General features: G+C 48.8%; 20 protein-coding genes and 2 tRNA genes. 14 read left to right on the plus strand and 8 right to left on the minus strand.

Features of this window, described 5'->3' with window-relative positions; translation table 11 throughout:
• Window positions 1-8 precede the first annotated feature (8 nt).
• The 7 genes from pilW to der all read left to right on the plus strand — a co-directional run bounded on the left by pilW (window position 9) and on the right by der (window position 7,467).
• The gene (gene pilW, locus QEZ41_RS09745; RefSeq protein WP_289411332.1) at window positions 9-761 is read left to right on the plus strand and encodes a type IV pilus biogenesis/stability protein PilW; all 753 of its coding nucleotides are present in this window, start codon (window positions 9-11) and stop codon (window positions 759-761) included.
• Window positions 761-1,621 carry a RodZ domain-containing protein gene (locus tag QEZ41_RS09750; RefSeq protein ID WP_289411293.1) on the plus strand — a complete coding sequence of 287 codons (861 nt, stop codon included), beginning with the start codon at window positions 761-763 and terminating at the stop codon, window positions 1,619-1,621. The genes pilW and QEZ41_RS09750 overlap by 1 nt, the downstream gene beginning before the upstream one ends.
• A 5-nt stretch (window positions 1,622-1,626) precedes the next feature.
• Window positions 1,627-2,739 (plus strand): flavodoxin-dependent (E)-4-hydroxy-3-methylbut-2-enyl-diphosphate synthase, encoded by a 1,113-nt coding sequence (gene ispG / locus QEZ41_RS09755; protein WP_289411295.1) that lies wholly within the window; start codon window positions 1,627-1,629, stop codon window positions 2,737-2,739.
• A gap of 19 nt (window positions 2,740-2,758) precedes the next feature.
• A complete protein-coding gene (gene hisS / locus QEZ41_RS09760; RefSeq protein ID WP_289411297.1) occupies window positions 2,759-4,051 on the plus strand; it encodes a histidine--tRNA ligase in 1,293 nt (430 codons plus the stop codon).
• A 10-nt stretch (window positions 4,052-4,061) separates the two neighbouring features.
• Window positions 4,062-4,703, plus strand: coding sequence for a YfgM family protein (locus QEZ41_RS09765; RefSeq protein WP_289411298.1), 642 nt, complete (start codon window positions 4,062-4,064; stop codon window positions 4,701-4,703).
• A complete protein-coding gene (gene bamB / locus QEZ41_RS09770; RefSeq protein ID WP_289411299.1) occupies window positions 4,696-5,847 on the plus strand; it encodes an outer membrane protein assembly factor BamB in 1,152 nt (383 codons plus the stop codon). Before QEZ41_RS09765 ends, bamB begins: the two co-directional genes overlap by 8 nt.
• 156 nt (window positions 5,848-6,003) lie before the next feature.
• Entirely contained in the window at window positions 6,004-7,467 is a 1,464-nt protein-coding gene (gene der / locus QEZ41_RS09775; RefSeq protein WP_289411300.1) for a ribosome biogenesis GTPase Der, read from the plus strand.
• 73 nt (window positions 7,468-7,540) lie between these two features.
• Here der and rfbB read toward each other — a convergent pair whose 3' ends face one another.
• Genes rfbB through dbpA form a run of 4 tightly spaced genes read right to left on the minus strand, consistent with a single transcriptional unit; the run spans window position 7,541 to window position 10,733 of the window.
• Entirely contained in the window at window positions 7,541-8,629 is a 1,089-nt protein-coding gene (gene rfbB / locus QEZ41_RS09780; protein WP_289411302.1) for a dTDP-glucose 4,6-dehydratase, read from the minus strand.
• Window positions 8,630-8,685: 56 nt separating this feature from the next.
• A complete protein-coding gene (locus tag QEZ41_RS09785) occupies window positions 8,686-8,892 on the minus strand; it encodes a SlyX family protein (RefSeq protein WP_289411304.1) in 207 nt (68 codons plus the stop codon).
• On the minus strand, window positions 8,889-9,320 hold the full coding sequence (locus QEZ41_RS09790) for an HIT domain-containing protein (RefSeq protein ID WP_289411305.1): 432 nt from the start codon (window positions 9,318-9,320) through the stop codon (window positions 8,889-8,891). The genes QEZ41_RS09785 and QEZ41_RS09790 overlap by 4 nt, the downstream gene beginning before the upstream one ends.
• A gap of 30 nt (window positions 9,321-9,350) precedes the next feature.
• Window positions 9,351-10,733, minus strand: a complete 1,383-nt coding sequence (gene dbpA, locus QEZ41_RS09795; RefSeq protein WP_289411307.1) for an ATP-dependent RNA helicase DbpA — start codon at window positions 10,731-10,733, stop codon at window positions 9,351-9,353.
• A 212-nt stretch (window positions 10,734-10,945) separates the two neighbouring features.
• On the opposite strand from dbpA, the gene uvrC reads away from it, so the two are divergent.
• From uvrC to dxs, 7 genes are all read left to right on the plus strand, one after another.
• Window positions 10,946-12,775, plus strand: a complete 1,830-nt coding sequence (gene uvrC, locus QEZ41_RS09800) for an excinuclease ABC subunit UvrC (RefSeq protein WP_289411308.1) — start codon at window positions 10,946-10,948, stop codon at window positions 12,773-12,775.
• Between the two features lie 24 nt (window positions 12,776-12,799).
• Entirely contained in the window at window positions 12,800-13,354 is a 555-nt protein-coding gene (pgsA, locus tag QEZ41_RS09805; protein WP_289411309.1) for a CDP-diacylglycerol--glycerol-3-phosphate 3-phosphatidyltransferase, read from the plus strand.
• 119 nt (window positions 13,355-13,473) lie between these two features.
• A tRNA-Gly gene (locus tag QEZ41_RS09810) sits at window positions 13,474-13,549 on the plus strand.
• Between the two features lie 44 nt (window positions 13,550-13,593).
• Window positions 13,594-13,668 (plus strand) — tRNA-Cys (locus QEZ41_RS09815).
• A 299-nt stretch (window positions 13,669-13,967) separates the two neighbouring features.
• Complete coding sequence (locus QEZ41_RS09820) at window positions 13,968-15,305, plus strand: OprD family outer membrane porin (RefSeq protein WP_289411310.1); 1,338 nt, start codon at window positions 13,968-13,970, stop codon at window positions 15,303-15,305.
• Between the two features lie 216 nt (window positions 15,306-15,521).
• A complete protein-coding gene (locus QEZ41_RS09825) occupies window positions 15,522-17,237 on the plus strand; it encodes a proline--tRNA ligase (RefSeq protein ID WP_289411311.1) in 1,716 nt (571 codons plus the stop codon).
• 87 nt (window positions 17,238-17,324) lie between these two features.
• Window positions 17,325-19,196, plus strand: a complete 1,872-nt coding sequence (dxs, locus tag QEZ41_RS09830; protein WP_289411312.1) for a 1-deoxy-D-xylulose-5-phosphate synthase — start codon at window positions 17,325-17,327, stop codon at window positions 19,194-19,196.
• Window positions 19,197-19,239: 43 nt separating this feature from the next.
• On the opposite strand, the gene galU is transcribed toward dxs, so the two are convergent.
• From galU to QEZ41_RS09850, 4 genes are all read right to left on the minus strand, one after another.
• Window positions 19,240-20,079: a UTP--glucose-1-phosphate uridylyltransferase GalU gene (galU, locus tag QEZ41_RS09835; RefSeq protein WP_289411314.1), complete on the minus strand. Its 840-nt coding sequence runs from the start codon at window positions 20,077-20,079 to the stop codon at window positions 19,240-19,242.
• A 106-nt stretch (window positions 20,080-20,185) separates the two neighbouring features.
• Entirely contained in the window at window positions 20,186-20,881 is a 696-nt protein-coding gene (locus QEZ41_RS09840; RefSeq protein ID WP_289411315.1) for an electron transport complex subunit E, read from the minus strand.
• Window positions 20,878-21,534: an electron transport complex subunit RsxG gene (gene rsxG, locus QEZ41_RS09845; RefSeq protein WP_289411317.1), complete on the minus strand. Its 657-nt coding sequence runs from the start codon at window positions 21,532-21,534 to the stop codon at window positions 20,878-20,880. Before rsxG ends, QEZ41_RS09840 begins: the two co-directional genes overlap by 4 nt.
• A complete protein-coding gene (locus tag QEZ41_RS09850) occupies window positions 21,534-22,568 on the minus strand; it encodes an RnfABCDGE type electron transport complex subunit D (protein WP_289411318.1) in 1,035 nt (344 codons plus the stop codon). The genes rsxG and QEZ41_RS09850 overlap by 1 nt, the downstream gene beginning before the upstream one ends.
• Between the last annotated feature and the right edge of the window lie 23 nt (window positions 22,569-22,591).

Consider the following 22,591-nt stretch of genomic DNA (forward strand, 5'->3'; position numbering starts at 1 on the left):
AAAATAGCATGCTACGAACAGGAATATTAATTACTTTTCTCAGTTTGCTAGTAGGCTGTGTCACATCAGGCCCGGCACAACCAATGCGCACAGCAGAGGGGCGCGAGCAGGCTAGACAGGCTTATATTGATTTGGCCGTTGGTTACTTGCGCGAAGGTATGACTGGACAAGCTAAAGTTCCGTTACAAAATGTACTAAAGATAAACCCTAACGACAGCGAAGCGCTGGAGATTCTGGCATTAGTATTCCAGCAGGAAATGGAGCCAGAATTAGCTGAAAAAAACTTTAAAAAGGCGCTCTCGAATAAGCGTGACACGCGAATACTAAATAACTACGGTAGTTTTTTATTTGAACAAGAACGCTATGACGAGGCATATAACGTTTTTTCCGAAGCGGCTAAGGACACGATGTACCTAAGTCGTTCAAGAGTGTTTGAAAACCTTGGGATGACCGCGCTACGCCTTGACCGAGCGGAAGATGCGTACCATTACTTTCAGCGTGCACTGCGCTTAGATGCACAGCAACCAATATCTTTATTGGAGCTGGGGACTTTATCCTATGAGCGTAAAGACTATATTGCAGCAAGAAGATATTATGAGTCTTTTGTGTCAATCAGCGAGCACAACGCAGCGAGCCTCTTGTTAGGTGTGCGTTTAGCTAAGATTTTTGAGGATCGAGACCAAGCAGCAAGTTTGGGATTGCAATTAAAACGACTGTACCCTGCAAGCGCAGAGTACCAGGCTTATAGAACGGAGCAATAATGAGCAACTCAGATGTTGATGAAACAACACAAGCGGATGCTGCAGTGTCTTTGTTAGGTGCAACTCTTCGCCGAGCGCGGGAAAATAAAGGGTTGACCTTAGAAGTTGTAGCGGCACAGTTAAACTTAAGAGCTGCCACACTGCAAAACCTAGAAGACGATCGCTACGATGCTTTACCCGGCACCACTTTTATACGTGGCTATATTCGCTCATACGCTAACGTGCTCGGCCTTGATGGCAACAGTTTGTCAAAGCAGTACGTTCAGGAAGAACAGCCACGAGAGGGTGTTAAACCTTTGCAAAATATCGAGCGCAAATCGCGCGCGCGCTTTTTCTTAATCAGCTTCGTGTTGTTGCTTGTAGTGATTGCCGGGTTAGCCGGTTATTGGTGGTTCGAACAAAAAGACAACCGCCAAAGCCAGAGCGACAAGCAAACCCTGTTAAATAAGGTTGAAGTTGAAGGCGTGGACGGCACGTTACACATCCAAAGTTTGGATGAGCTTAACGCGCAAACGGCCAGTATGGATATTGAAGAAATTCAAATGACAGCGCTCGAACCAGAGCCGGCTACGGAAGCAGAAGCTAGTGCGCCCGTTGTTGAGTCTGCGAGCACTGCCGAGCGTGTTGATGAGCTTGAGTTAAGCTTTATCCAAGACAGCTGGATACGCGTGACTGATGCACAGGGCAATGAACTTGCCAGCGGCCTTAAGCGTGCCGGTGAAGTGCTAAAATTGTCGGGAGATGGTCCTTTTGAGATTCATCTTGGTTATGCCAAGGGTGTATTTATCACCTTCAATGGTCAGCAAGTTGACTTCGACTCCAAAATTCGCGGCAATATTGCCCGTATCAAGCTAGGTTAGTTCAGGTGCACAATACGTCTTATATTCAGCGCCGCGTTTCTCGTAAGATTTATGTCGGTGCAGTGCCCGTAGGTGGCGATGCCCCTATCAGTGTGCAAAGCATGACCAACACCAATACCGAGGATGTTGCCGCTACCGTTGCGCAAATCCAACGTTTGGAACAGGCTGGCGCTGATATAGTGCGGGTCTCCGTTCCCGATATGCAATCGGCAGAAGCCTTTGGCCAGATCAAAAAATCAGTCACTGTACCCTTGGTTGCTGATATTCATTTTGACTATAAAATCGCTTTACGCGTGGCTGAGCTGGGCGTGGATTGTCTGCGCATTAACCCGGGCAATATCGGCAATGAACAGCGTATTAAAGCCGTGGTTGATGCGGCCCGTGATCGCGGCATTCCTATTCGTATTGGTGTGAATGCCGGTTCATTAGAAAAAGATTTGCAGAAAAAATACGGCGAGCCGACACCCGAGGCACTGGTTGAGTCAGCCCTGCGTCATGTTGAGCATCTAGACCGTTTAAATTTTCCTGATTTTAAAGTCAGTGTCAAAGCCTCAGACGTGTTTATGGCGGTGGAGGCTTACCGCCAGTTGGCGCGCCAAATTGAACAGCCGCTGCATTTGGGTATCACCGAAGCTGGTGGCTTGCGCTCAGGCACGGTTAAGTCTGCAGTGGGTTTAGGCATGCTGCTGGCAGAAGGCATTGGGGACACCATACGTGTGTCGTTGGCGGCAGACCCAGTTGAAGAAATTAAAGTGGGATTTGATATTTTGAAATCCTTGCGTCTGCGCACGCGCGGAATTAACTTTATTGCTTGCCCCAGTTGCTCACGGCAAAATTTTGATGTGGTGAAAACCATGAACGAGCTAGAGCAACGGCTGGAAGACTTGTTGGTGCCTTTGGATGTGGCAGTGATTGGTTGTGTGGTAAATGGTCCGGGCGAAGCGAAAGAAGTGGATCTGGGCTTAACTGGCGGTTCGCCAAATCTTGTTTATATCGATGGTGTACCGGCGCAAAAACTCAGCAACGAGCGGCTGGTTGATGAGCTAGAAAAAATGATTCGCCAGCGTGCTGCCGTCAAGCAGACTCAAGACGCTGCGGTGATCGCGCGTACTAAGTAGTAGTTTTTAAGGAATCTGTGTGAGTAAGCCCCTACAAGCCATTCGTGGCATGAACGATATTCTGCCTGAGCAGACAGCACTATGGCGTTATTTTGAGCAGACAGTGGCTGATGTGCTCGATAATTATGGTTATCGGCAAATTCGCATGCCTATCGTTGAGTTCACCGAGTTATTTCGTCGATCGATTGGTGAGGTGACTGATATTGTTGAAAAAGAAATGTACACCTTCGCTGACCGTAATGGGGATTCGTTAACCCTGCGTCCGGAAGGCACGGCTAGCTGTGTGCGCGCAGTTATGGAGCACAGCTTGGCCAGCGGTGGACAAGTGCAAAAGCTCTGGTATAGCGGGCCGATGTTTCGTCATGAGCGGCCGCAAAAAGGACGCTATCGTCAGTTTCACCAAATTGGGGTTGAAGCCTTTAATCTACCGGGTCCAGATGTTGACGCAGAGTTGATTGTGCTCAGCTGGCGCTTGTGGAAAGCCTTAGGCATCGCTGACAGCGTGACGCTGGAATTAAACAGCTTGGGAACTGCACAAGCACGAGCCGTGTATCGCCAAGCGTTGGTAGAGTATTTGCAGGCGCGTTTTGAGCAGTTGGATGAAGACAGCCAGCGTCGGGTTGCCACGAATCCGCTGCGCGTATTGGACTCTAAAAATCCAGACACTCAAGCCTTGCTGCTTGATGCGCCCAAACTAGAAGACTATCTGGATAACGAATCGCGTGAGCACTTTGCTGGCGTGCGTGCGCGCTTGGATGCTGTGGGTGTGCCATATGAGCTTAACAACCGTTTGGTACGCGGCTTGGATTACTACAGTAAAACCGTCTTTGAGTGGGTGACCGACAAACTGGGCGCTCAGGGTACGGTATGTGCCGGTGGCCGTTACGATGGGCTGGTTGAGCAGATGGGTGGTCGACCGACACCTGGTGTTGGTTTTGCGATGGGTATTGAGCGTTTGATTTTACTGCTAGAAACCCTGGGTAAAGCGCCAGAGCATTTGCAGCAGCAAGTCGATCTGTACTTTTGCGCCTTTGGTGAAGCCAGCGAGTTGGCAGCGTTGCAGTGGGCAGAACGTATCCGTGATGCTTTGCCACAGGTTCGCTTGCAGGTGAATGCTGGTGGTGGCAGTTTCAAAAGCCAGTTTAAAAAAGCCGATAAAAGTTCTGCTTTGTATGCGTTGATTTTGGGTGATAATGAGCTGCAGGCTCAGCAAATAAGTATCAAACCACTGCGCAACGAAGACGAGCAACAAACGCTAGCGCTAGATGAGCTGATTGATCATCTGGCACAATTATTTAACACAACTGCATAGGAGTGTCGGCGTGAGTCAGTACACTGAAGAAGAACAAATTGCGCTGTTTAAAGACTGGTGGCAGCGCAATGGTAAGCCGTTGCTGGTCGGCGCGGTATTGGCGTTGGCACTCGTTTTTGGCTGGCAAACCTGGCAAAAGCAGCAGACGAACCAAGCACAACATCTTTCAACCCTGTATCAGCAGCTGCTTGAAACAGCTTTTAACCAAGCAGAGGCTAATTTAGCTGAGGTGGCGAAATTAACTAAATCCCTTGAAGATTTAAAACCCAATCACGCTTATACCCAGTATGCACACTTGATTGTGGCGCGTTTGGCAGTTGATGAAGATCGCCTTGATGATGCCGCTGCAGCGTTGCGTAAAGTGGTTGATAAACCAGCAAACACGACGTTGGCTGAGTTGGCACAGCAGCGTTTGGCACGCGTTTTAGCCGCTCAAGATCAAGCCGAGCAAGCATTAAAACTTCTTGAAGGCAAAGGCGTAGCCGCTTTCCAATCTGCGCGCAATGAGTTGCGTGGCGATATTTTGTTGCAGTTGGGGCGTGAGCAAGAAGCCCGTGCTGCCTACGTGCAAGCCAAAGAAACCCTATCTGAAAACGCGCCTTCCAGCGTATTAACACTGAAACTGGACAATCTAGCCCAGAAGGATGCTTAACGTGAAGCGCCTAGCCTATATTCTTTGTGTCGTTCTTGCGGTGTCGTTAGCCGGCTGTAGCAGTAAAAAGAAAAAAGAGCCGCAGCCAATGAAATTAGAAAAACTTACGCAAGAAGTTAAGTTGCGTAAAGAGTGGAGTACCAGCGTTGGTAAGGGGCAGGGTAAGCTATGGAACACCCTTACACCGGCGGTTGATGGCGATCGGATTTTTGTTGCAGACGTAAAAGGTAAAGTAGTTGCCTTGGACCGTTTTAGCGGAAAGCGCCAATGGCAGAAAAAACTCAAAGCGCAGGTTTCAGGCGGTGTTGGTGCAGGTTCTGGTTTGGTCGTGCTGGGTACGCTGTCAGGTGATGTGATTGCCCTAGACAGCACAACCGGTAATGAGTTATGGCGTGTCAATGTCGCCAGTGAGGTTTTATCAGCACCGGCCACCAATGGCGATGTGGTGGTTGTGCAAACCCAGGATGATCGCTTGATTGCGCTAGAGGCTGATACAGGTCAGCGACGCTGGATTTATGAAAACACACCCGCACTGTTAACCTTGCGTGGCAGCAGTGCTCCGCTGATTACGCCCTATGTGGTTTATGCCGGCTTATCCAGCGGTAAGGTGATTGCGGTTGAGTTAGAGCGTGGTTTGCCAATTTGGGAGCAGCGCGTGGCTATGCCTTCGGGGCGTACCGAGCTTGAACGTATGGTCGATATTGATGGTCAGCTGTTACTGAAGAACTCAGTACTTTATGTTGCAGCCTACCAAGGTAAAGTGGCAGGACTTGATGAAGAAACTGGTCGTATCTTGTGGCAGCGCGATGCATCAAGCTATGTGGGTGTGGGACAGGGGTTTGGTAACGCCTATACCAGCCTAGAAGCAGGCGTGGTTGAAAGTATTGATGAGCGCTCGGGCACTGCTATGTGGAGCAATGAAAAGCTGTTACGCAGAAAGCTGTCTGGTCCAGCCGTTTTTTCGAGTTATATCGCGGTGGGTGATGTAGAAGGCTATTTGCACTTGCTCAGTCAGGTCGATGGCCGCTTTGTTTCTCGTACACGTATTGATAAAAAAGGTCTGCGCGTGCAGCCGCTAGTCGTTGGTGGCTGGCTGTATGTGTATGGTAACGGTGGCAAGTTGGTGGCGCTAACCATTAAGTAATGACACAAGTTTACCCAAGTATTATATAGCCCAGCTTTACATTCACCTCAGCCTCTCAGCAGGAACCTATTCTTAGCGTTCCTGCTGAATGTGTTCCAAAATACTCCCAGCACACTGCACTCTTTGAGCTGTTTTTAAAATATTATGGAGGAGCCCATGGTTCCTGTAATTGCTTTGGTCGGCCGTCCCAATGTGGGCAAGTCCACCTTATTTAATCGATTGACCAAGACTCGAAACGCTATTGTTGGCGATATTCCGGGATTAACCCGTGATCGTCAGTACGGTGATGCTAAATGGCAGGGGCGCGACTATATCTTAATTGATACAGGCGGCATCTCGGGTGATGAAGAAGGCATCGATGCCAAGATGGCCGAACAGTCGTTATTGGCGATTGAAGAGGCGGATATTGTGCTTTTTCTCGTTGATGCGCGTGATGGTCTGTGCCCAGCTGATGAGCATATCGCTACCCATTTGCGTAAACGCAATAAGCGCACTCTAGTAACGGTCAACAAAGTTGATAGTCTCGATGAACACGTAGTTACTGCTGAGTTTAGTGCGCTGGGGCTGGGTGATGTGATTGGTATTGCTGCCAGCCAAGGCCGTGGTATTAACCGGTTGATGGAATGGGCATTAACAGAGTATGAACCTGAGCCAGAGGTGGCAGAGCTTGAGTTTGTTGAGGGCGAAGATCTCGTCAAAGTGCCGGGACCCAGCGCTAAAGACGGAATTAAAATCGCTATTATTGGTCGCCCTAACGTAGGTAAATCAACACTGGTCAACCGCATGTTGGGTGAAGAGCGCGTGGTGGTTTTTGACCAGCCCGGCACCACCCGCGACAGTATCTACATTCCCTTTGAGCGTGATGGCGAAAAATACACCTTTATTGACACAGCAGGTGTGCGTCGGCGTGGCAGAATCCATGAGGAAGTAGAAAAGTTCTCGGTGGTGAAAACCCTGCAAGCCATTAAAGACGCCAACGTGGTGATTTTCGTGGTGGATGCGCGCGAAGGCATTGTTGACCACGATTTAAACCTGCTGGGCTTTGCTTTGGAAGCTGGACGCGCCATCGTCATTGCCATTAACAAGTGGGATGGCATGCAGCCTAGTGAGCGTGACTATGTAAAAGTAGAGCTTGAACGTCGCCTGTTTTTTGTTAATTTTGCCGATATCCACTTTATTTCTGCGCTGCATGGTACGGGCGTGGGACACCTGTATCGCTCGGTGCAGAGTGCCTTTACTTCAGCTGTCACCCGTTGGCCGACCAGTCGCCTAACACAAATTCTTGAAGACGCAGTACGTGAACATCAGCCACCGATGGTGAATGGTCGACGTATCAAGCTGCGCTACGCCCACTTGGGTGGTGCTAACCCGCCGCTGATTGTAATTCATGGTAATCAGACCGAATCAGTACCCAAGGCATATTTGCGCTATTTGGAAAACACCTACCGTCGTGTACTCAAACTGGTAGGAACGCCAATCCGGATCGAATTTAAAGGCGGCGAAAACCCCTTTGCGCACAAGAAAAACAAACTGAGCGAGCGACAGGTAAATAAAAAGAGACGTCTAATCGCGAATAAGAAAAAAATTGAACATCGTAAGAAGCGACAGACGGGCAGGTAGAGCAGCAGAAGTCAGAAGACTGTTTGATAGTCTTCTGACTTAGTTAGAGCCTGATCTGATAAATCAAATGCTTCTAAACAATACCTAAGCGTTCCCGCTGATAACTGCCATCCTGTACGCGTTGACACCAGTGTTGGTTAGCCAAATACCATTGTACGGTTTTGCGGATGCCTGATTCAAAAGACTCTTGCGGAGTCCAGCCGAGTTCTCGCTCGATCTTGCTGGCGTCAATGGCGTAGCGGCGGTCGTGGCCGGGGCGGTCGCTTACAAAAGTTATCAAACTTTTGTAATTTTTGATGGTTAATTTCGTATGTTTGACTGGGGCGAGTTCATCAAGTATCGCACAAATTGTTTCCACGACTTCTAAATTAGTTTTTTCGTTGTGGCCACCGATGTTGTAGGTTTCGCCTATTTTGCCCTCGGTAACGACTTTATAAAGTGCGCGGGCGTGGTCTTCTACGTAGAGCCAGTCACGGATTTGATCGCCTTTGCCGTAAATAGGTAAAGGTTTACCTTCGAGCGCATTGAGGATGACCAACGGAATCAGTTTTTCTGGGAAGTGGTAAGGCCCGTAATTGTTAGAGCAGTTGGTCACTAGCGTGGGTAAGCCGTAAGTGCGCAGCCATGCACGAACCAGATGATCAGAGCTGGCTTTACTCGCCGAGTAAGGGCTGCTGGGCTCGTAAGTAGTGGTTTCGGTAAACAGCGTTTTAGTTGCACGCGGGTCATCGCTGGGGTGCGGTAGATCGCCATAGACTTCATCGGTAGAGATATGGTGAAAACGAAAGCAGTTTTTGCGCGACTCGTCCAACTGCTGCCAGTAGTGGCGGGCAGCTTCGAGCAGCGTATAGGTGCCTACTATATTGGTGTGAATGAATTTAGCGGGGCCGTCGATGGAGCGATCCACATGACTTTCAGCTGCTAAGTGCATGACTGCATCGGGCTGGTGCTGGGCAAACACAAGGTCTAGTTCTGCACGGTTACAGATATCCACCTGCGCAAAGGCATAGCGTGGGTTGTTACTGATCTGGGCTAAGGACTCTAAATTTCCTGCATAGGTCAGCACGTCAACATTGATTACGCTGTCTTGGGTGTGTTGAATAATATGCCGTACTACCGCAGAGCCAATAAAGCCTGCACCTCCAGTCACCAGTATTTTCATCAAGCTGTTCCAGTTGTTAATTTGTGTTCATGCACGGGTTGATGCTCAGTGATAGCTCAATAATGCGGCGGCGGATCGCTTGGGACTTCTGTTAGGTCAGACTGTTGTTCTTGCAGACGCTGATCCAGTAGCTCCAGTTGTCGCTTGAGCTTATCTATTTGCTGTTGTTGGTCGGCGATGATATCGCTGAGGGTTTGTACGGTATCATCTTGAAAAGCTTGGTGAATTTCCAAATCTGCTAAGCGTGACTCGAGTGCACTCATGCTGTTTCCTCTTGAGCTACAAAGTTTTCACCTAAAATTTTGCCGATTTGCTTACGTAGCAGCTGGATTTGCACAGCGCTATAGGGTTCGGCTGTGCCTTTGCCCCAAACCGGCGCAGGCCATGCTGCGTCATTACGCATGCGAGCGACTACGTGCATATGCAGTTGGTTCACCACATTGCCTAAAGTAGCGATGTTCATTTTATCGGCAGCAAAAAGAGTGTTAAGCGCATGGGCTACCTGAGTGGTTTCCTGCCAGAGTGTTTGCTGCTGTGGCGCGCTGAGCTGGAAAACTTCACTGATATCAGCTTGCCTGGGAACCAGAATTAACCATGGATACCTGCTGTCGTTCATCAATAAAACGCGGCACAAGGGAAAGTCGCCCAGCCAACAGGTATCATTTTTTAAACGCTCATCTAATACGAACATAGTTGCCTCGTGACTTGCTTAGCTAAATTTTTACACTCTACGCACTTTAATGCTCTTGTTTTTGATTTTACCCGTGCGCAGATGCTCCAGCGCTTGCCGTGCGCAGCTGCGCTCCACGGCTACATAAGCGGTAAATTCAAGCACATCAATTTTACCGACGCTACTGCCGGGAATGCCACCGTCATTGGTTAAGGCGCCAAGAATATCGCCTGGGCGCAGCTTGTCTTTACGCCCCGCGGCCAAGGATAAGGTGACCATGTTCGGTTTAGTAACCTTGCTGGGTTTACGGCACAGCTTTTCGGGCGGGTATTCATGCATATCCATGCCTTGTAGCGCATTGATAGCCGCTATTTTAAAGCTGTCTTTATCATGGGCCAGGCTAATGGCTAAACCTGTACTGCCAGCGCGACCGGTACGACCAATACGGTGGGTATAGACTTCACGCTCGTGCGGCAAATCATAATTAATCACCACGGGCAGTTCGTCCACATCCAAACCGCGGGCGGCGACGTCAGTAGCAACTAAAAAGTGGGCGCTGTTGTTTTTAAAGCGCACAAAAATCTCATCTCGATCGCGCTGCTCTAAATCGCCATGCAGTGCCAAGCTGGTGTAGCCTTCCATGCGCAGACGCTGCGCCACTTCTTCAACTTCGAGCTTGGTGTTGCAAAAAATAACAGCATGCTCGACCACAAAGTGTTGGATAGCTTTGATTAATAGCTCAGGCTTTTGGTTGCGCGGGCAAATAATCAAGCGCTGCTGAATGCTGCTACTTTGGTGTACAGATTCAACGCTAATACGCACGGGCTTGCGTTGCATCTGGCGACTGAGCTGCTCAATATTGGCAGGGTAGGTCGCGGAAAAAAGCATGGTATGCCGCTCGGCAGGCGTATGGCCGACGATGTGTTCAATATCATCGCGAAAGCCCATGTCCAGCATGCGGTCGGCTTCGTCCAGTACGAGCGTTTGCACCTGGCTAATATCTAGCGTGCCTTTGCGCAAGTGGTCTTTAATGCGTCCTGGAGTGCCCACAATCACATGGGCACCATGTTCAAGCGAGGCTATTTGCGGCCCGATGCCTACGCCGCCAGACAGCACCACCACCTTAATATTGGCTTGAAAGCGTGCCAGCTTGCGAACATCTTCGGCAACCTGGCTGGCTAGCTCGCGTGTTGGGCAAAGAATGAGCGCCTGCACGGCAAAAAAACGTTGATTAAGCTTGTGCAATAAAGGAATGCCAAAGGCGGCGGTTTTGCCGCTGCCGGTTTTGGCTTGGCCGATAATATCTTGTTGTGCTAAAGCAGGTGGCAAGGCTTGCTGTTGAATTTCAGTCATGTACTGAAACCCAAGCTGTTCAAGATTGCTAAGTTCAGCAGCACTTAACGTCTGCAAACTGGAAAAGGGGGCGTGAGTCATGGGGCTGTCCGAGATAAAGAGTATTGGGCCTGCTAGGGTTTTCAATAGCGGCGCCAAGAACGTTGCAGTGTACAGTATCCGTTAATATGCGTCAGGAAAAAGCAGTCTATACAGGCTGAGCAAACTGGCGCCTGTACAATAGATACTTTATTATGCGGCTGCACTAAAGCGTGTAAAATGTAGCATGCAGTAACCTTTATTTAACGGACGCCATGTCTAGCTCCTTCGATGCCAATAGCTTTCTACGCCAATGTACCCAACGTCCCGGGGTGTACCGGATGTTGGATGCTGCCGGCACGCTGCTGTATATCGGCAAAGCCAAGAATCTAAAAAACCGTCTGTCGAGTTATTTTAAAAGCGGTCAGTTGTCGCCAAAAACGGCAGCATTGGTGGCAAAAATTGCCCAGATCGAAACCACTATTACCACCAATGAAACTGAGGCGTTGTTACTTGAACAAACACTGATTAAAAAGTGGCGGCCACCGTACAATATTTTGCTACGCGATGATAAATCCTATCCGTATGTAGTGCTGAGCAATGATGAGTTTCCCAGTCTAAGTATCCAGCGTGGAATACGTAAAGGGCAGGGACGCTATTTTGGCCCTTATCCCAGCACAGGTGCTATTCGTGAAAGTCTGAGCCTGTTACAAAAAGCCTTTCATGTGCGTCAGTGTAGCGACAGCTTTTACCGCAATCGCAGCCGCCCTTGTTTGCAATACCAGATCAAACGTTGCAAAGCCCCCTGTGTTGGTTTCGTCAGCGAAGCAGAATATGCCGAAGATGTAAGGCTGTCGGTGTTGTTTTTGGAAGGGCGCAGCGACAGCTTGGCGCAAGAGTTAAGCCAGCGGATGGAGCAGGCTTCAGTCGAGTTAGAGTTTGAACAGGCCGCACAATATCGTGACCAAATTAGCCTAATTCGCCGCGTGCAAGATCAGCATAGCATGGAAGGCGGGCACGGCAATGTGGATGTGATTGCCGTGTATAGCTTGCCCGGCGGTGCTTGTGTGCATGTGTTGACCGTGCGCGATGGGCGGGTGCTTGGTGGTAAAAATTACTACCCGAAAATTGCGATTGAACAAGACAGTGCTGATATTTTGAATGCTTTTTTAGGTCAGTATTACTTGTCGGGCCGTCAGCTAGAATTACCCGATGACATCATTGTGAATCAGCCGCATGAGGATTTCCCTACCCTGATAAACGCCATCTTTCAGCTGCACAACAAGCAGTTGCATATAAGCCATCAAGTACGCGGTATGCGTGCACGTTGGCAGCGCTTGGCGGTGACTAATGCAGAGCATGCCATTCAGGCGCGCCTCAGCAGCCAAAGCCAGATTGAACAGCGTTTCAATTTGCTGGCCGAGGCGCTCAACGAGGAAGAAGTCAAGCGCATTGAATGCTTTGATATCAGCCATACCCAGGGCGAAGCAACTGTGGCGTCTTGCGTGGTGTTTGAGCAGGCGGGACCGCGTAAAGCAGATTATCGCCGCTTTAATATCAGCGGCATTACGCCCGGCGATGACTATGCCGCTATGCATCAAGCTTTGCTGCGTCGTTTTGCCAAGCACGAGAGTGACAGTGGGCAGTTGCCTGATGTTCTGTTGATTGACGGCGGTAAAGGTCAGTTGCAGATGGCGCGTGAAGTACTGCAGGAGTTAGCAATCCAAGAGATTACGCTGGTTGGTGTCGCCAAGGGTGTTACGCGTAAGGCGGGCATGGAAACGCTGTTCTTAAATGACAGCCAAACGATTCTTAGTTTGGATGAGCATTCGCCAGCGCTGCATTTGATTCAGCAGGTGCGTGACGAGGCGCATCGTTTTGCTATTACGGGGCATCGTGCCCGGCGTGCCAAGACGCGCAATACTTCGACTTTAGAAGGAATTCCGGGTATTGGCCCTAAACGGCGGCGAGAGCTGCTAAACTATTTCGGCGGTTTGCAGGAGCTTTCACGAGCAAGTGTGGACGAAATTGCCAAGACGCCCGGAATAAGTGCCAGTCTTGCGCAAAATATTTATAGCGCGCTGCACAACGACTCGCCTACTTAAACATTGATTGGTAAGACCTATTCCATGAACATTCCTAACATTCTTACAATCATGCGTGTGGCGCTGATTCCGGTGCTTGTTCTGCTGTTTTTGTTGCCTTTTAAGTGGAGTTATTTGGCGGCCAGTGCAGTGTTTGCTCTTGCTAGTGTTACTGACTGGCTAGATGGATACTTGGCGCGTAAGTTAGAGCAGAGCACCTCTTTAGGCGCGTTTCTTGATCCGGTTGCGGATAAATTGCTGGTAGCGACGGCTTTGGTACTGTTGGCGCAGCAACACCATAATCTTTATTTAACTTTGCCGGCGCTAATTATTATTTGTCGTGAAATAGTCGTCTCCGCACTGCGCGAATGGATGGCCGAGCTGGGTAAGCGTAACAAGGTTGCCGTTTCTAGCTTGGGGAAGTGGAAAACTGCGGCGCAAATGGTAGCACTACTTATCTTGCTTGCGAATCCGCCAGAGCTTACTCCGTGGGTTGTTTCTGGTTATGTGTTATTGAATTTTTCTGCCGTACTGACGCTGTGGTCAATGATGATTTATGTGAAAGCGGCTTCGCCATACTTCAACAGTGAATCAGAGTAGAGGCTGCATAGTGTTTTGTTTGATTGTGGTTCGGGAAAGAGCAATACACAAAAACATTGCAGTAAAAGGCTTGACTCGCGTCTAAGAATTGTTAGAATACCGTCCGTCACCGAGACAGTGCGGGAATAGCTCAGCTGGTAGAGCACAACCTTGCCAAGGTTGGGGTCGCGAGTTCGAATCTCGTTTCCCGCTCCAGTTTTAATTACGAATGCGCCGCGTTTTAGCGGCGTTTTTGTTTAGGCCGGGTGGCAGAATGGCTCATGCAGCGGATTGCAAATCCGTGAATGCCGGTTCGATTCCGGCCTCGGCCTCCATTCAAAAAAGCCTCAAACTCAGGTTTGGGGTTTTTTTATGTGATAAATTGTTGAGTTACCAATGCTAATACGCTTAGTGGGTTTGTGCCGGTAGGGGATACGATTTTCGCGCATATAGCAGATGCATCTCTAAGCTAGCTAGACTGTTATCAAGAATTGCTGAATATAACCTGAACAGGATATCTGTTGTTCTCGCAATCTATATACAACTTAGGTATGCTACCTGCCGTTAAAAAATACAACTTGCTGGCTAAGCGAAGCTAGCAATACAACAATCTGTTCAACTAGGAGCACATTCTATGCAAAAGATGAAGTGGAGCGTTATTGCTTTCGCCGTTGCTGCCGCCAGCACCCAAATGGCTGCTGCCAGCCAACAATCAGAGTCACAGGGTTTTATCGAAGACAGCAAGCTGGACCTGCATGCACGTACTCTGTACTTTAATCGTGATTTTCGTAACGGTGCTACCAACGTAAGCCCTGCAAACGCAGTAAAAGGCCAGCGTAAAGGCTATCGTGAAGAGACCGGTTTAGGCTTAAAAGCTATTTACGAGTCCGGCTTTACTCAGGGTACTGTTGGTTTTGGTGTTGATGCCTTTGGTTTGCAGGGTATCAAGTTAGATTCAGGTGGCGGTCGTCATCATGAAGACATGGGTATGTTCCCAACTGACGGTCGTTCAGGCAAAGCACAGGACAACTACAGCCAAGCTGGCGGTGCAGTTAAAGCACGCTTGTCCAACACTACACTGAAGTACGGTGAGCAGTTTGTAGATCTGCCGGTACTGTCAACTGACGATTCGCGTCTGCTGCCAGAAACCACCACAGGTTTCTTGGTAACCAGCAACGAAATTGAAGGCCTAGAGTTGCATGCGGGTCATTTCACAGCTTTGACTGCAATGGATCAGACTTTCCATGACAGTTCTAACAATGGTCAGCTACGTTCTATTGATTTAGTGGGTGGTCGTTACAACATTACTGACGATCTAAGCACTGCATACTACTACTCAGATGCAGACCTAGGACACAAAGGTGCTGGTCGCCGAAAAGCTAAAAAGCACTACTTAAATGTTAATTACAACTACCCGATTGCTGAGAATCAGAGCTTTGCAGTTGATTTCAATGCTTACAGCACGCGTTTCAACGCGAAAGATGAAGCTCGTGGCGAGCGTACTACCAAAAACAACGTACGTAGCTTGGCATTTGCCTACAACCTAGGTGCACACACCTTCACTGTAGCGCGTCAGTGCGTAGAGGGTAATCATGATGCTGGTTACGAGTACGGTTATGACGGTGGTGGTTCAGTTTACTTAGCGAACGACGTTCAGTACACCGGCTTTCACCAGAAAGGTGAAGTATCTAATCAAGTACGTTATGACTTAGATTTGGAAACCTTTGGTGTTCCTGGCCTAAGCTTTATGACTCGTTATGTGCGCGGTTCAAAAATTGCTAGCGACGGTAACCGTCACCAGGGTAAAAACTGGGAGCGTGATATCGATGTTCGCTACGTAGTACAGAGCGGTGTGGCTAAGGACCTGTCCTTGCACGTACGTAATGCTACTTACCGTGCCAACGATGCAGCTGGAAACCCAGACATCAACGAAGTACGCTTCATTGCTGAGTACCCATTAAGCATTCTGTAATGCTGATGCGGTAAGTATGCAATACATAGAAACCCAGCCTCGGCTGGGTTTCTTGCCTTCGGGCTAGTAAAAATTACATATGACATGCGCTAAAACGGCACAGTAGTACAGAAATTAGCCGCTCTGTATATTGCTGCCATAGAAGGCATAAATCCGCTACAATACCCGCCTTGCAATCTAACCACTCACACATTTCATCAGTCGATACGAAAAACTATGCGCACCAGTCAATACCTTATTGCCACTTTAAAAGAAACCCCTGCCGACGCGGTGGTGATTAGTCACCAGTTGATGCTGCGTGCGGGAATGATTCGCCGACTAGCTTCTGGTCTGTACACTTGGTTGCCGCTAGGTTTGCGCGCATTGCGTAAAGCAGAAGCCGTTGTGCGCGAGGAAATGAATGCGGCTGGCGCCTTGGAAGTATTGATGCCAGCGGTTCAGCCAGCTGAGCTGTGGCAGGAGTCGGGACGTTGGGAAGAGTATGGCCCGGAATTGCTGCGTTTAAAAGATCGCCATCAGCGAGAATTTTGTGTCGGCCCAACTCACGAAGAAGTGATTACGGATTTAGCGCGCAACGAGCTTAGTAGTTACAAGCAATTACCGATTAATTTTTATCAAATCCAAACGAAATTCCGCGATGAAATTCGTCCGCGTTTCGGCCTGATGCGTGGCCGTGAATTTATTATGAAAGATGCCTATTCATTTCACATGGACCAAGCGTCGCTGCAGCAAACCTATGATCGTATGCATCAAGCGTATTGCAATATTTTCACCCGTTTAGGCCTGAACTTCCGCCCTGTTGAGGCAGATACGGGATCCATCGGCGGTACAGGTTCCCATGAGTTTCATGTGTTGGCACAGTCAGGTGAAGATGATATTGCCTTTAGTACTCAATCAAATTACGCCGCTAACATTGAAAAAGCTGAGGCGATGCCTCGCGAAAGCAGCCGTCCTGCACCTAGTGAAGAATTGCGCCTGCAGGATACGCCTGATACCAAGACTATTGATGACCTAGTGCAACAGTTTAATTTGCCTATCGAAAAAACCGTCAAAACTCTGGTGGTGCATGGCGCTGAAGAAGGCACTTTGGTTGCTTTAGTGATACGTGGTGATCACACGTTGAATGAAATTAAGGCCGCCAATTTACCGCACGTATCAAGGCCACTTGTGTTTGCCACAGATGCAGAAATTCATGCCGCCGTGGGTGCCAACCCTGGCTCATTGGGGCCGAAAGATTTAGCGATTCCTTGCATTATTGACCGCAGCGTTCAGTTTATGAGCGATTTTGCCGCCGGTGCCAATCAAGAAGGTAAACACTGGTTTGGCCTAAACTGGGAGCGTGATTTACCGCTTCCTGAAGTGGCGGATTTGCGTAATGTGGTGGCTGGCGATCCGAGCCCTGACGGGCAGGGTGTGCTGGAAATTAAACGCGGTATCGAAGTGGGGCATATTTTCCAGTTGGGCACTAAATACAGTGAAGCGCTGGGTTGTACGGTGATGGGTGAAAACGGCAAGCCGACCGTCCTGACTATGGGCTGCTATGGTATTGGTGTATCGCGCGTTGTTGCCGCTGCTGTTGAGCAAAACCATGATGAGCGCGGCATTATTTGGCCGGATGCGCTGGCGCCTTTCCACGTTGCTTTAGTACCCATGAAATATGACAACCCTGACGTACGTGAAGCAACTGATACGCTTTATGCGCAGTTGACTGCGGCGGGCGTTGAAGTGTTGTTGGATGACCGAGACAAAAAAACCAGTCCTGGGGTGAAGTTCGCTGATATGGAACTGATGGGAATTCCGCACCGCATCGTAGTGAGCGAGAAAGGTATTGCTGCTGGCAGTTATGAGTATAAAGGCCGTCGTGATAGTGAAACCCAAGCAGTAGCGGTTGATGAAGTGGTGACGTTTTTGCTTACAAAAATCACTGTTTAATATAGAGCACAGATAGACTCGCGCAGCATTTATACAGCAAACACGCTAAGATGTTGACCTGAATTTAGCTAAAAAAGACACAGTTATATGCCAATAATTTTTGATGAATTTCCTGCACAGCGCCCAGACACTCCGCTACTGGACAGTATTGACAGTCCAGCGGACTTGCGTTTTTTATCAGAAAAAGAATTGAAAATTTTAGCAGACGAGTTACGCCATTTTTTGCTCTATAGTGTGGCGCAAACGGGCGGGCACTTTGCCGCTGGCCTTGGCGTGGTCGAACTGACGGTGGCATTGCACTACGTTTTTGATACTCCAGATGATCGCTTAGTCTGGGATGTGGGGCATCAGGCTTATCCGCATAAAATTTTGACTGGACGGCGCGATCGCATGTTGACGATGCGTACCAAAGGCGGTTTAAGTGCCTTTCCTAAGCGCGATGAAAGCCCTTACGACTGCTTTGGTGTAGGCCATTCCAGCACTTCTATCAGTGCAGCATTGGGCATGGCGATTAGCAATAAACTGCTGGGTAATCCACGCAAAACTGTAGCCGTTATCGGTGACGGGGCGATGACAGCAGGGATGGCGTTTGAGGCGTTGAACCATGCACCAGAAACTGGAGCTGACATGCTGGTGATCCTCAATGATAACGACATGTCGATTTCCAATAATGTGGGTGGTTTGTCGCAGCATTTAGCGAAAATACTTAGTAGTCGCACCTATACCAGCATGCGTGAGGGCAGCAAAAAAATTCTTTCTAAAGTACCTGGGGCTTGGGAATTAGCACGTAAAACCGAAGAACATGCTAAAAACATGATTTCCCCCAGTATTCTATTTGAAGAGATCGGCTGGAATTATATTGGCCCTATCGATGGCCATGACATACCGACCTTACTGACTACACTGCGTAATATGCGTGGACTTAAAGGTCCGCAATTTTTACATGTGATTACCAAAAAAGGTAAAGGCTTAGCACCCGCAGAAACTTCGCCGATTGCTTACCATGCGATTAATCCTGCCAATGCTGTCAAAGCCACTAGCCCGCGCTATTCACATATTTTTGGCCGCTGGCTCTGTGATATGGCCGCTGCCGATGAGCGCTTGTTGGGTATTACCCCAGCAATGAAAGAGGGCTCAGACTTAATTGCCTTTAGTGAGCAGTTCCCAGAACGTTATTTTGATGTGGCGATTGCTGAACAACACGCTGTAACCCTAGCTGCAGGTATGGCTTGTGAAGGAAGTAAGCCCGTAGTAGCCATTTACTCGACCTTTTTGCAGCGCGCCTATGATCAACTGATTCATGATGTGGCATTGCAGAATTTGGATGTGTTGTTTGCCATCGACCGTGCTGGGTTGGTTGGTGAGGACGGGGCGACGCATGCCGGCAGTTTTGATCTGTCTTATATGCGCTGCATTCCCAACATGCTGATTATGACGCCCAGCAACGAAAACGAATTACGCTTATTATTAAACACTGGCTATCACTACCAAGGCCCAGCCGCTGTGCGTTATCCGCGCGGTACCGGACCCAATGCGACCGTGCAGGACAGTCTTGAAGGTGTCGAGATTGGTAAAGCGGTATTGCGCCGCCAAGGTGAAGGCATCTGCATGTTGGTGTTTGGCAATCAATTGGCCAATGCGTTAGTCGTTGCTGAGGACCTCAATGCAAGCGTGGTCGATATGCGTTTTGTCAAACCGCTGGATGAAAGCATGATTACGCAAATGGCGCACAGCCATGAGCTGTTAGTGACCATCGAGGAAAACGCAATTCAAGGCGGGGCGGGTAGCGCGGTGGGTGAATACTTGCACAGTCAGCAGTTGCATATTCCGTTATTACAGCTGGGTTTGCCCGATAGCTATATTGATCATGGTGATCAAACTGAGATGTTGGCTGAATGCGGTTTAAGCGTGGCGGGCATTGCTGAGTCTATTGCGCAGCGTGTGGCTAATAAATCATAACTTTCTAACAGATTTGACCTGTTAGAAAGCGTATTCAGTTATTTTAGAACGACAACCCTTTCAGATACAAATTGTCATAGCAGAACTGCGTCGCTGCCATAAAGCCTTCGCCGCTGCCGCAATCGTAGCGAGTACCTTTGAATTTATAGGCCAACACGCAACCGCGCTGTGCTTGTTTCATCAATGCGTCAGTGATTTGAATTTCACCGCCCTTGCCCGGCTCGGTTTCTTCGATAAGCTCGAAAATATCTGGCGTGAGAATATAGCGACCAATAATAGCTAAATTAGAGGGTGCATCTTCAGGACTAGGCTTTTCCACCATAGAGTTCACGCGGTAGATATCATCACGAATCATCTCTCCGGAAATAACGCCGTATTTACTGATTTCCTCTGGCGGAACTTCTTGAATCGCGACAATAGAGCAGCGGAACTGCTTGTATAGCTGCACCATCTGCTTGAGCACGCCGTCGTTATCAAGGTTAATACACAGGTCATCAGCCAGTACTACTGCAAAAGGTTCGTCACCAATTAGGCGCCGACCAGTTAAAATAGCGTGTCCCAAACCCTTCATTTCTATCTGACGGGTATAAGAGAACGTGCAGTTATCCATCAAGCGACGAATGCCTTGCAAGTACTGTTCTTTATCGGTGCCTTGAATTTGCGCTTCGATCTCATAGCTAATATCGAAATGGTCTTCAATAGCGCGTTTATTACGTCCAGTTACTATAGCCATGTCGGTAATGCCAGCATCTAGTGCTTCTTCCACACCGTATTGAATCAACGGTTTGTTTACTATGGGCAGCATTTCTTTAGGCATGGCCTTGGTGGCCGGTAAAAAACGTGTGCCATAACCTGCAGCTGGGAAGAGGCATTTTCTAATCATATCAGTGTCCTAAGCGAAATTTTTCGGATTATAGCAGCAATTTTAAGCCGCAAGCGTGAGTTCGCCTAGAGACTACCCAGCGCGACTGGTTTGTGAGCAATGGCTTTTAGTCGGTCACCCGCACGCGGCGATCGGCCGCCGCAGGCATGTTAACGGGGGTGCGCGCGAGAATATAGCTGTCGATTTGGTTTTTTAACGCAATCATTAGCCCTAAGACCAAAAAAGCACCGGGCGGCAGGACAGCGAGTAAAAAACCTTCGTAGTTGGGAAATACCGTCCATTGCCAATTAGCCGCCATTGAGCCAAACAGCAACTGCATATTGGTAAATAAAGTTCCGGTACCCAGTAATTCTCTCACCATGCCGATGATGACCAGCACTAAGGCAAAACCTAATCCCATGACAAAACCGTCATAGGTTGAACTCACGAATTTATTCTTAGCGGCAAACGCTTCAGCACGGCCCAAAATAACGCAGTTAGTGGTAATCAGCGGGATAAATACGCCTAAAATTAAGTACAGCTGGTAGGTATAGGCCTGCATTAGCAGTTCAATGCAGGTGGTTAAAGCAGCAATAATCATCACAAAAGCAGGTAAACGAATAGCTGGGGTGACCGCGTTACGAATCAATGAAACCGCCGCATTAGAGCAGGCTAGAACAAAAATAGTCGCCAGCCCAAGACCTAAGGCGTTAACGGTTGAGTTGCTGGTTCCCATCAAGGGACACAGACCTAATAATTGCACCAAGCCCGGATTATTTTTCCATAAACCATTGATAGTGAGTTCTTTATAGCTGGTACTCATTGATTGGCCTCCTGCGCACTTGCCGTTAACCTCTGAGCAAATAAGTTTGCTTGATTGGCATCGAAAAACTGCAATGCGCGCTGCACGGCTTTAACCACGGCACGCGGCGTAATAGTGGCCCCAGCAAATTGGTCAAAATCGCCACGTTCTTTTTTAACGGTCCAGCGTTCAGCCCTAGGATTGTTCAGGCTTTTACCGGTAAAGTGGGTTATCCAGTCGCTTTTGCTAAGCTCAATTTTATCGCCTAGCCCCGGTGTTTCTTTGTGCTGGAGTACCCGCACACCACTTAAACGTCCATCGGCCATAATACCTATAAGCAGCTCAATTGCGCCGCTATAACCGTCAGGTGCTGTGGCTTGCAAGATAATAGCAGTCGGCTCTCCTGCCAGCGTAGCTATATAAGCAGGGGTGGGCGCGCGGTTACCAAGCAGTGGGTCGTCTAGGGTGATTTGCATGTCAAGCAAAGAATTATCGTAGCTTTTGGTTGGCAAAATTTCAGCCAAAGCGGCCATTTTTGCTAAACGCTGTGCTTCACGAATGGGTTCTGCAGTGCCTTGCTGGATAACAGCGACTAAAGCTACGGTTAACGCGGCAAACACGCCTAGAATGAGTGCGTTTTTACTAATTGAACGCTGCATATCCTGAATAGTCATTAGTTGTCTCCAGGATTAAAGCCACGTTTTGCTTTGCGTTGACCATAGGTACGTGGACGAGTGAAGTAATCAATTGTTGGAGCACAAAGGTTCATGAGCAGTACAGAAAAAGCGATAGCATCGGGGTAGCCGCCCCAAGCGCGAATAATGTAGACCAGCACACCTACGCCTAGTCCAAAAATAAAACGTCCCTGATTACTGGTTGCGCTGCTGACGGGGTCGGTAATAATAAAAAAAGCACCCAGCATGGTGGCGCCGCTAAATAAGTGAAAGAGCGGTGAACCGTTAGATGCTGAGCCTGAGCCGTTCCAGAAAATTAAACTCATCAGCGCTAAAGCCAGCAGCATGGCGACCGGCGCATGCCAAGTAAATACACGCTTATACAGCAGATAAAGACCGCCAAGCAGAAAAGCCAAGTTGATCCATTCGCTGCTGTTGCTGGAAATCCAGCCAGAATAAGGGTAGTCCTGCCACAGCTCATGCAAGGTAAGGCTGTGATTGTTTTTTAAGGTATCCAGCACGGTGGCATGACTCCAAGCATCAAGCCAAGGTGTACCCAAGAACACATGAGCCAAAGCATCACTGCTGGCTACAGTCTGCGGTGCCGGCCAGCTGGTCATGGCGACTGGAAAAGAAACCAACACCACGACATAACCCAGCATGGCTGGATTAAAGGGGTTTTGGCCTAGACCACCAAAAAGATGTTTGCCAAAAATTACCGCGAAACCAATCGCTATCAACACCAGCCACCAGCTTGAAAAAGGTGGCAAAGCCAGCCCGAGCAAAACAGCCGTAACAATAACGCTGCCATCTTTGAGAGCATAACTAACAGGGCGTTTACGAAGGCTGACAATGAACGCTTCTATGCTCACAGCAAAAATGATGCACAGCGCTACATTAATAGCAGGTCCTATGCCAAAAAAATAACTGGAAACTAAAAACGCTGGCAGGGTGGCCAAGATTACCCGCAGCATTAAGTTCTGGGTGCTGGACTTGTTTGTCGTATGGGGCGAGGACTTAGGTGGCAAATACATAATGGCTCCAATAAGCTGTTACG

The sequence above is a fragment of the Thiopseudomonas acetoxidans genome (assembly GCF_030362935.1).
In the GTDB taxonomy this organism is placed as follows: domain Bacteria; phylum Pseudomonadota; class Gammaproteobacteria; order Pseudomonadales; family Pseudomonadaceae; genus Thiopseudomonas; species Thiopseudomonas acetoxidans.

Coding starts and splice junctions, on each gene's coding strand:
- pilW (WP_289411332.1), top strand. CDS start 9: ATGCTACGAACAGGAATATTAATTACTTTTCTCAGTTTGCTAGTAGGC.
- QEZ41_RS09750 (WP_289411293.1), top strand. CDS start 761: ATGAGCAACTCAGATGTTGATGAAACAACACAAGCGGATGCTGCAGTG.
- bamB (WP_289411299.1), top strand. CDS start 4,696: ATGCTTAACGTGAAGCGCCTAGCCTATATTCTTTGTGTCGTTCTTGCG.
- der (WP_289411300.1), top strand. CDS start 6,004: ATGGTTCCTGTAATTGCTTTGGTCGGCCGTCCCAATGTGGGCAAGTCC.
- rfbB (WP_289411302.1), bottom strand. CDS start 8,629: ATGAAAATACTGGTGACTGGAGGTGCAGGCTTTATTGGCTCTGCGGTA.
- QEZ41_RS09785 (WP_289411304.1), bottom strand. CDS start 8,892: ATGAGTGCACTCGAGTCACGCTTAGCAGATTTGGAAATTCACCAAGCT.
- QEZ41_RS09790 (WP_289411305.1), bottom strand. CDS start 9,320: ATGTTCGTATTAGATGAGCGTTTAAAAAATGATACCTGTTGGCTGGGC.
- dbpA (WP_289411307.1), bottom strand. CDS start 10,733: ATGACTCACGCCCCCTTTTCCAGTTTGCAGACGTTAAGTGCTGCTGAA.
- uvrC (WP_289411308.1), top strand. CDS start 10,946: ATGTCTAGCTCCTTCGATGCCAATAGCTTTCTACGCCAATGTACCCAA.
- pgsA (WP_289411309.1), top strand. CDS start 12,800: ATGAACATTCCTAACATTCTTACAATCATGCGTGTGGCGCTGATTCCG.
- QEZ41_RS09820 (WP_289411310.1), top strand. CDS start 13,968: ATGCAAAAGATGAAGTGGAGCGTTATTGCTTTCGCCGTTGCTGCCGCC.
- QEZ41_RS09825 (WP_289411311.1), top strand. CDS start 15,522: ATGCGCACCAGTCAATACCTTATTGCCACTTTAAAAGAAACCCCTGCC.
- dxs (WP_289411312.1), top strand. CDS start 17,325: ATGCCAATAATTTTTGATGAATTTCCTGCACAGCGCCCAGACACTCCG.
- galU (WP_289411314.1), bottom strand. CDS start 20,079: ATGATTAGAAAATGCCTCTTCCCAGCTGCAGGTTATGGCACACGTTTT.
- QEZ41_RS09840 (WP_289411315.1), bottom strand. CDS start 20,881: ATGAGTACCAGCTATAAAGAACTCACTATCAATGGTTTATGGAAAAAT.
- rsxG (WP_289411317.1), bottom strand. CDS start 21,534: ATGACTATTCAGGATATGCAGCGTTCAATTAGTAAAAACGCACTCATT.
- QEZ41_RS09850 (WP_289411318.1), bottom strand. CDS start 22,568: ATGTATTTGCCACCTAAGTCCTCGCCCCATACGACAAACAAGTCCAGC.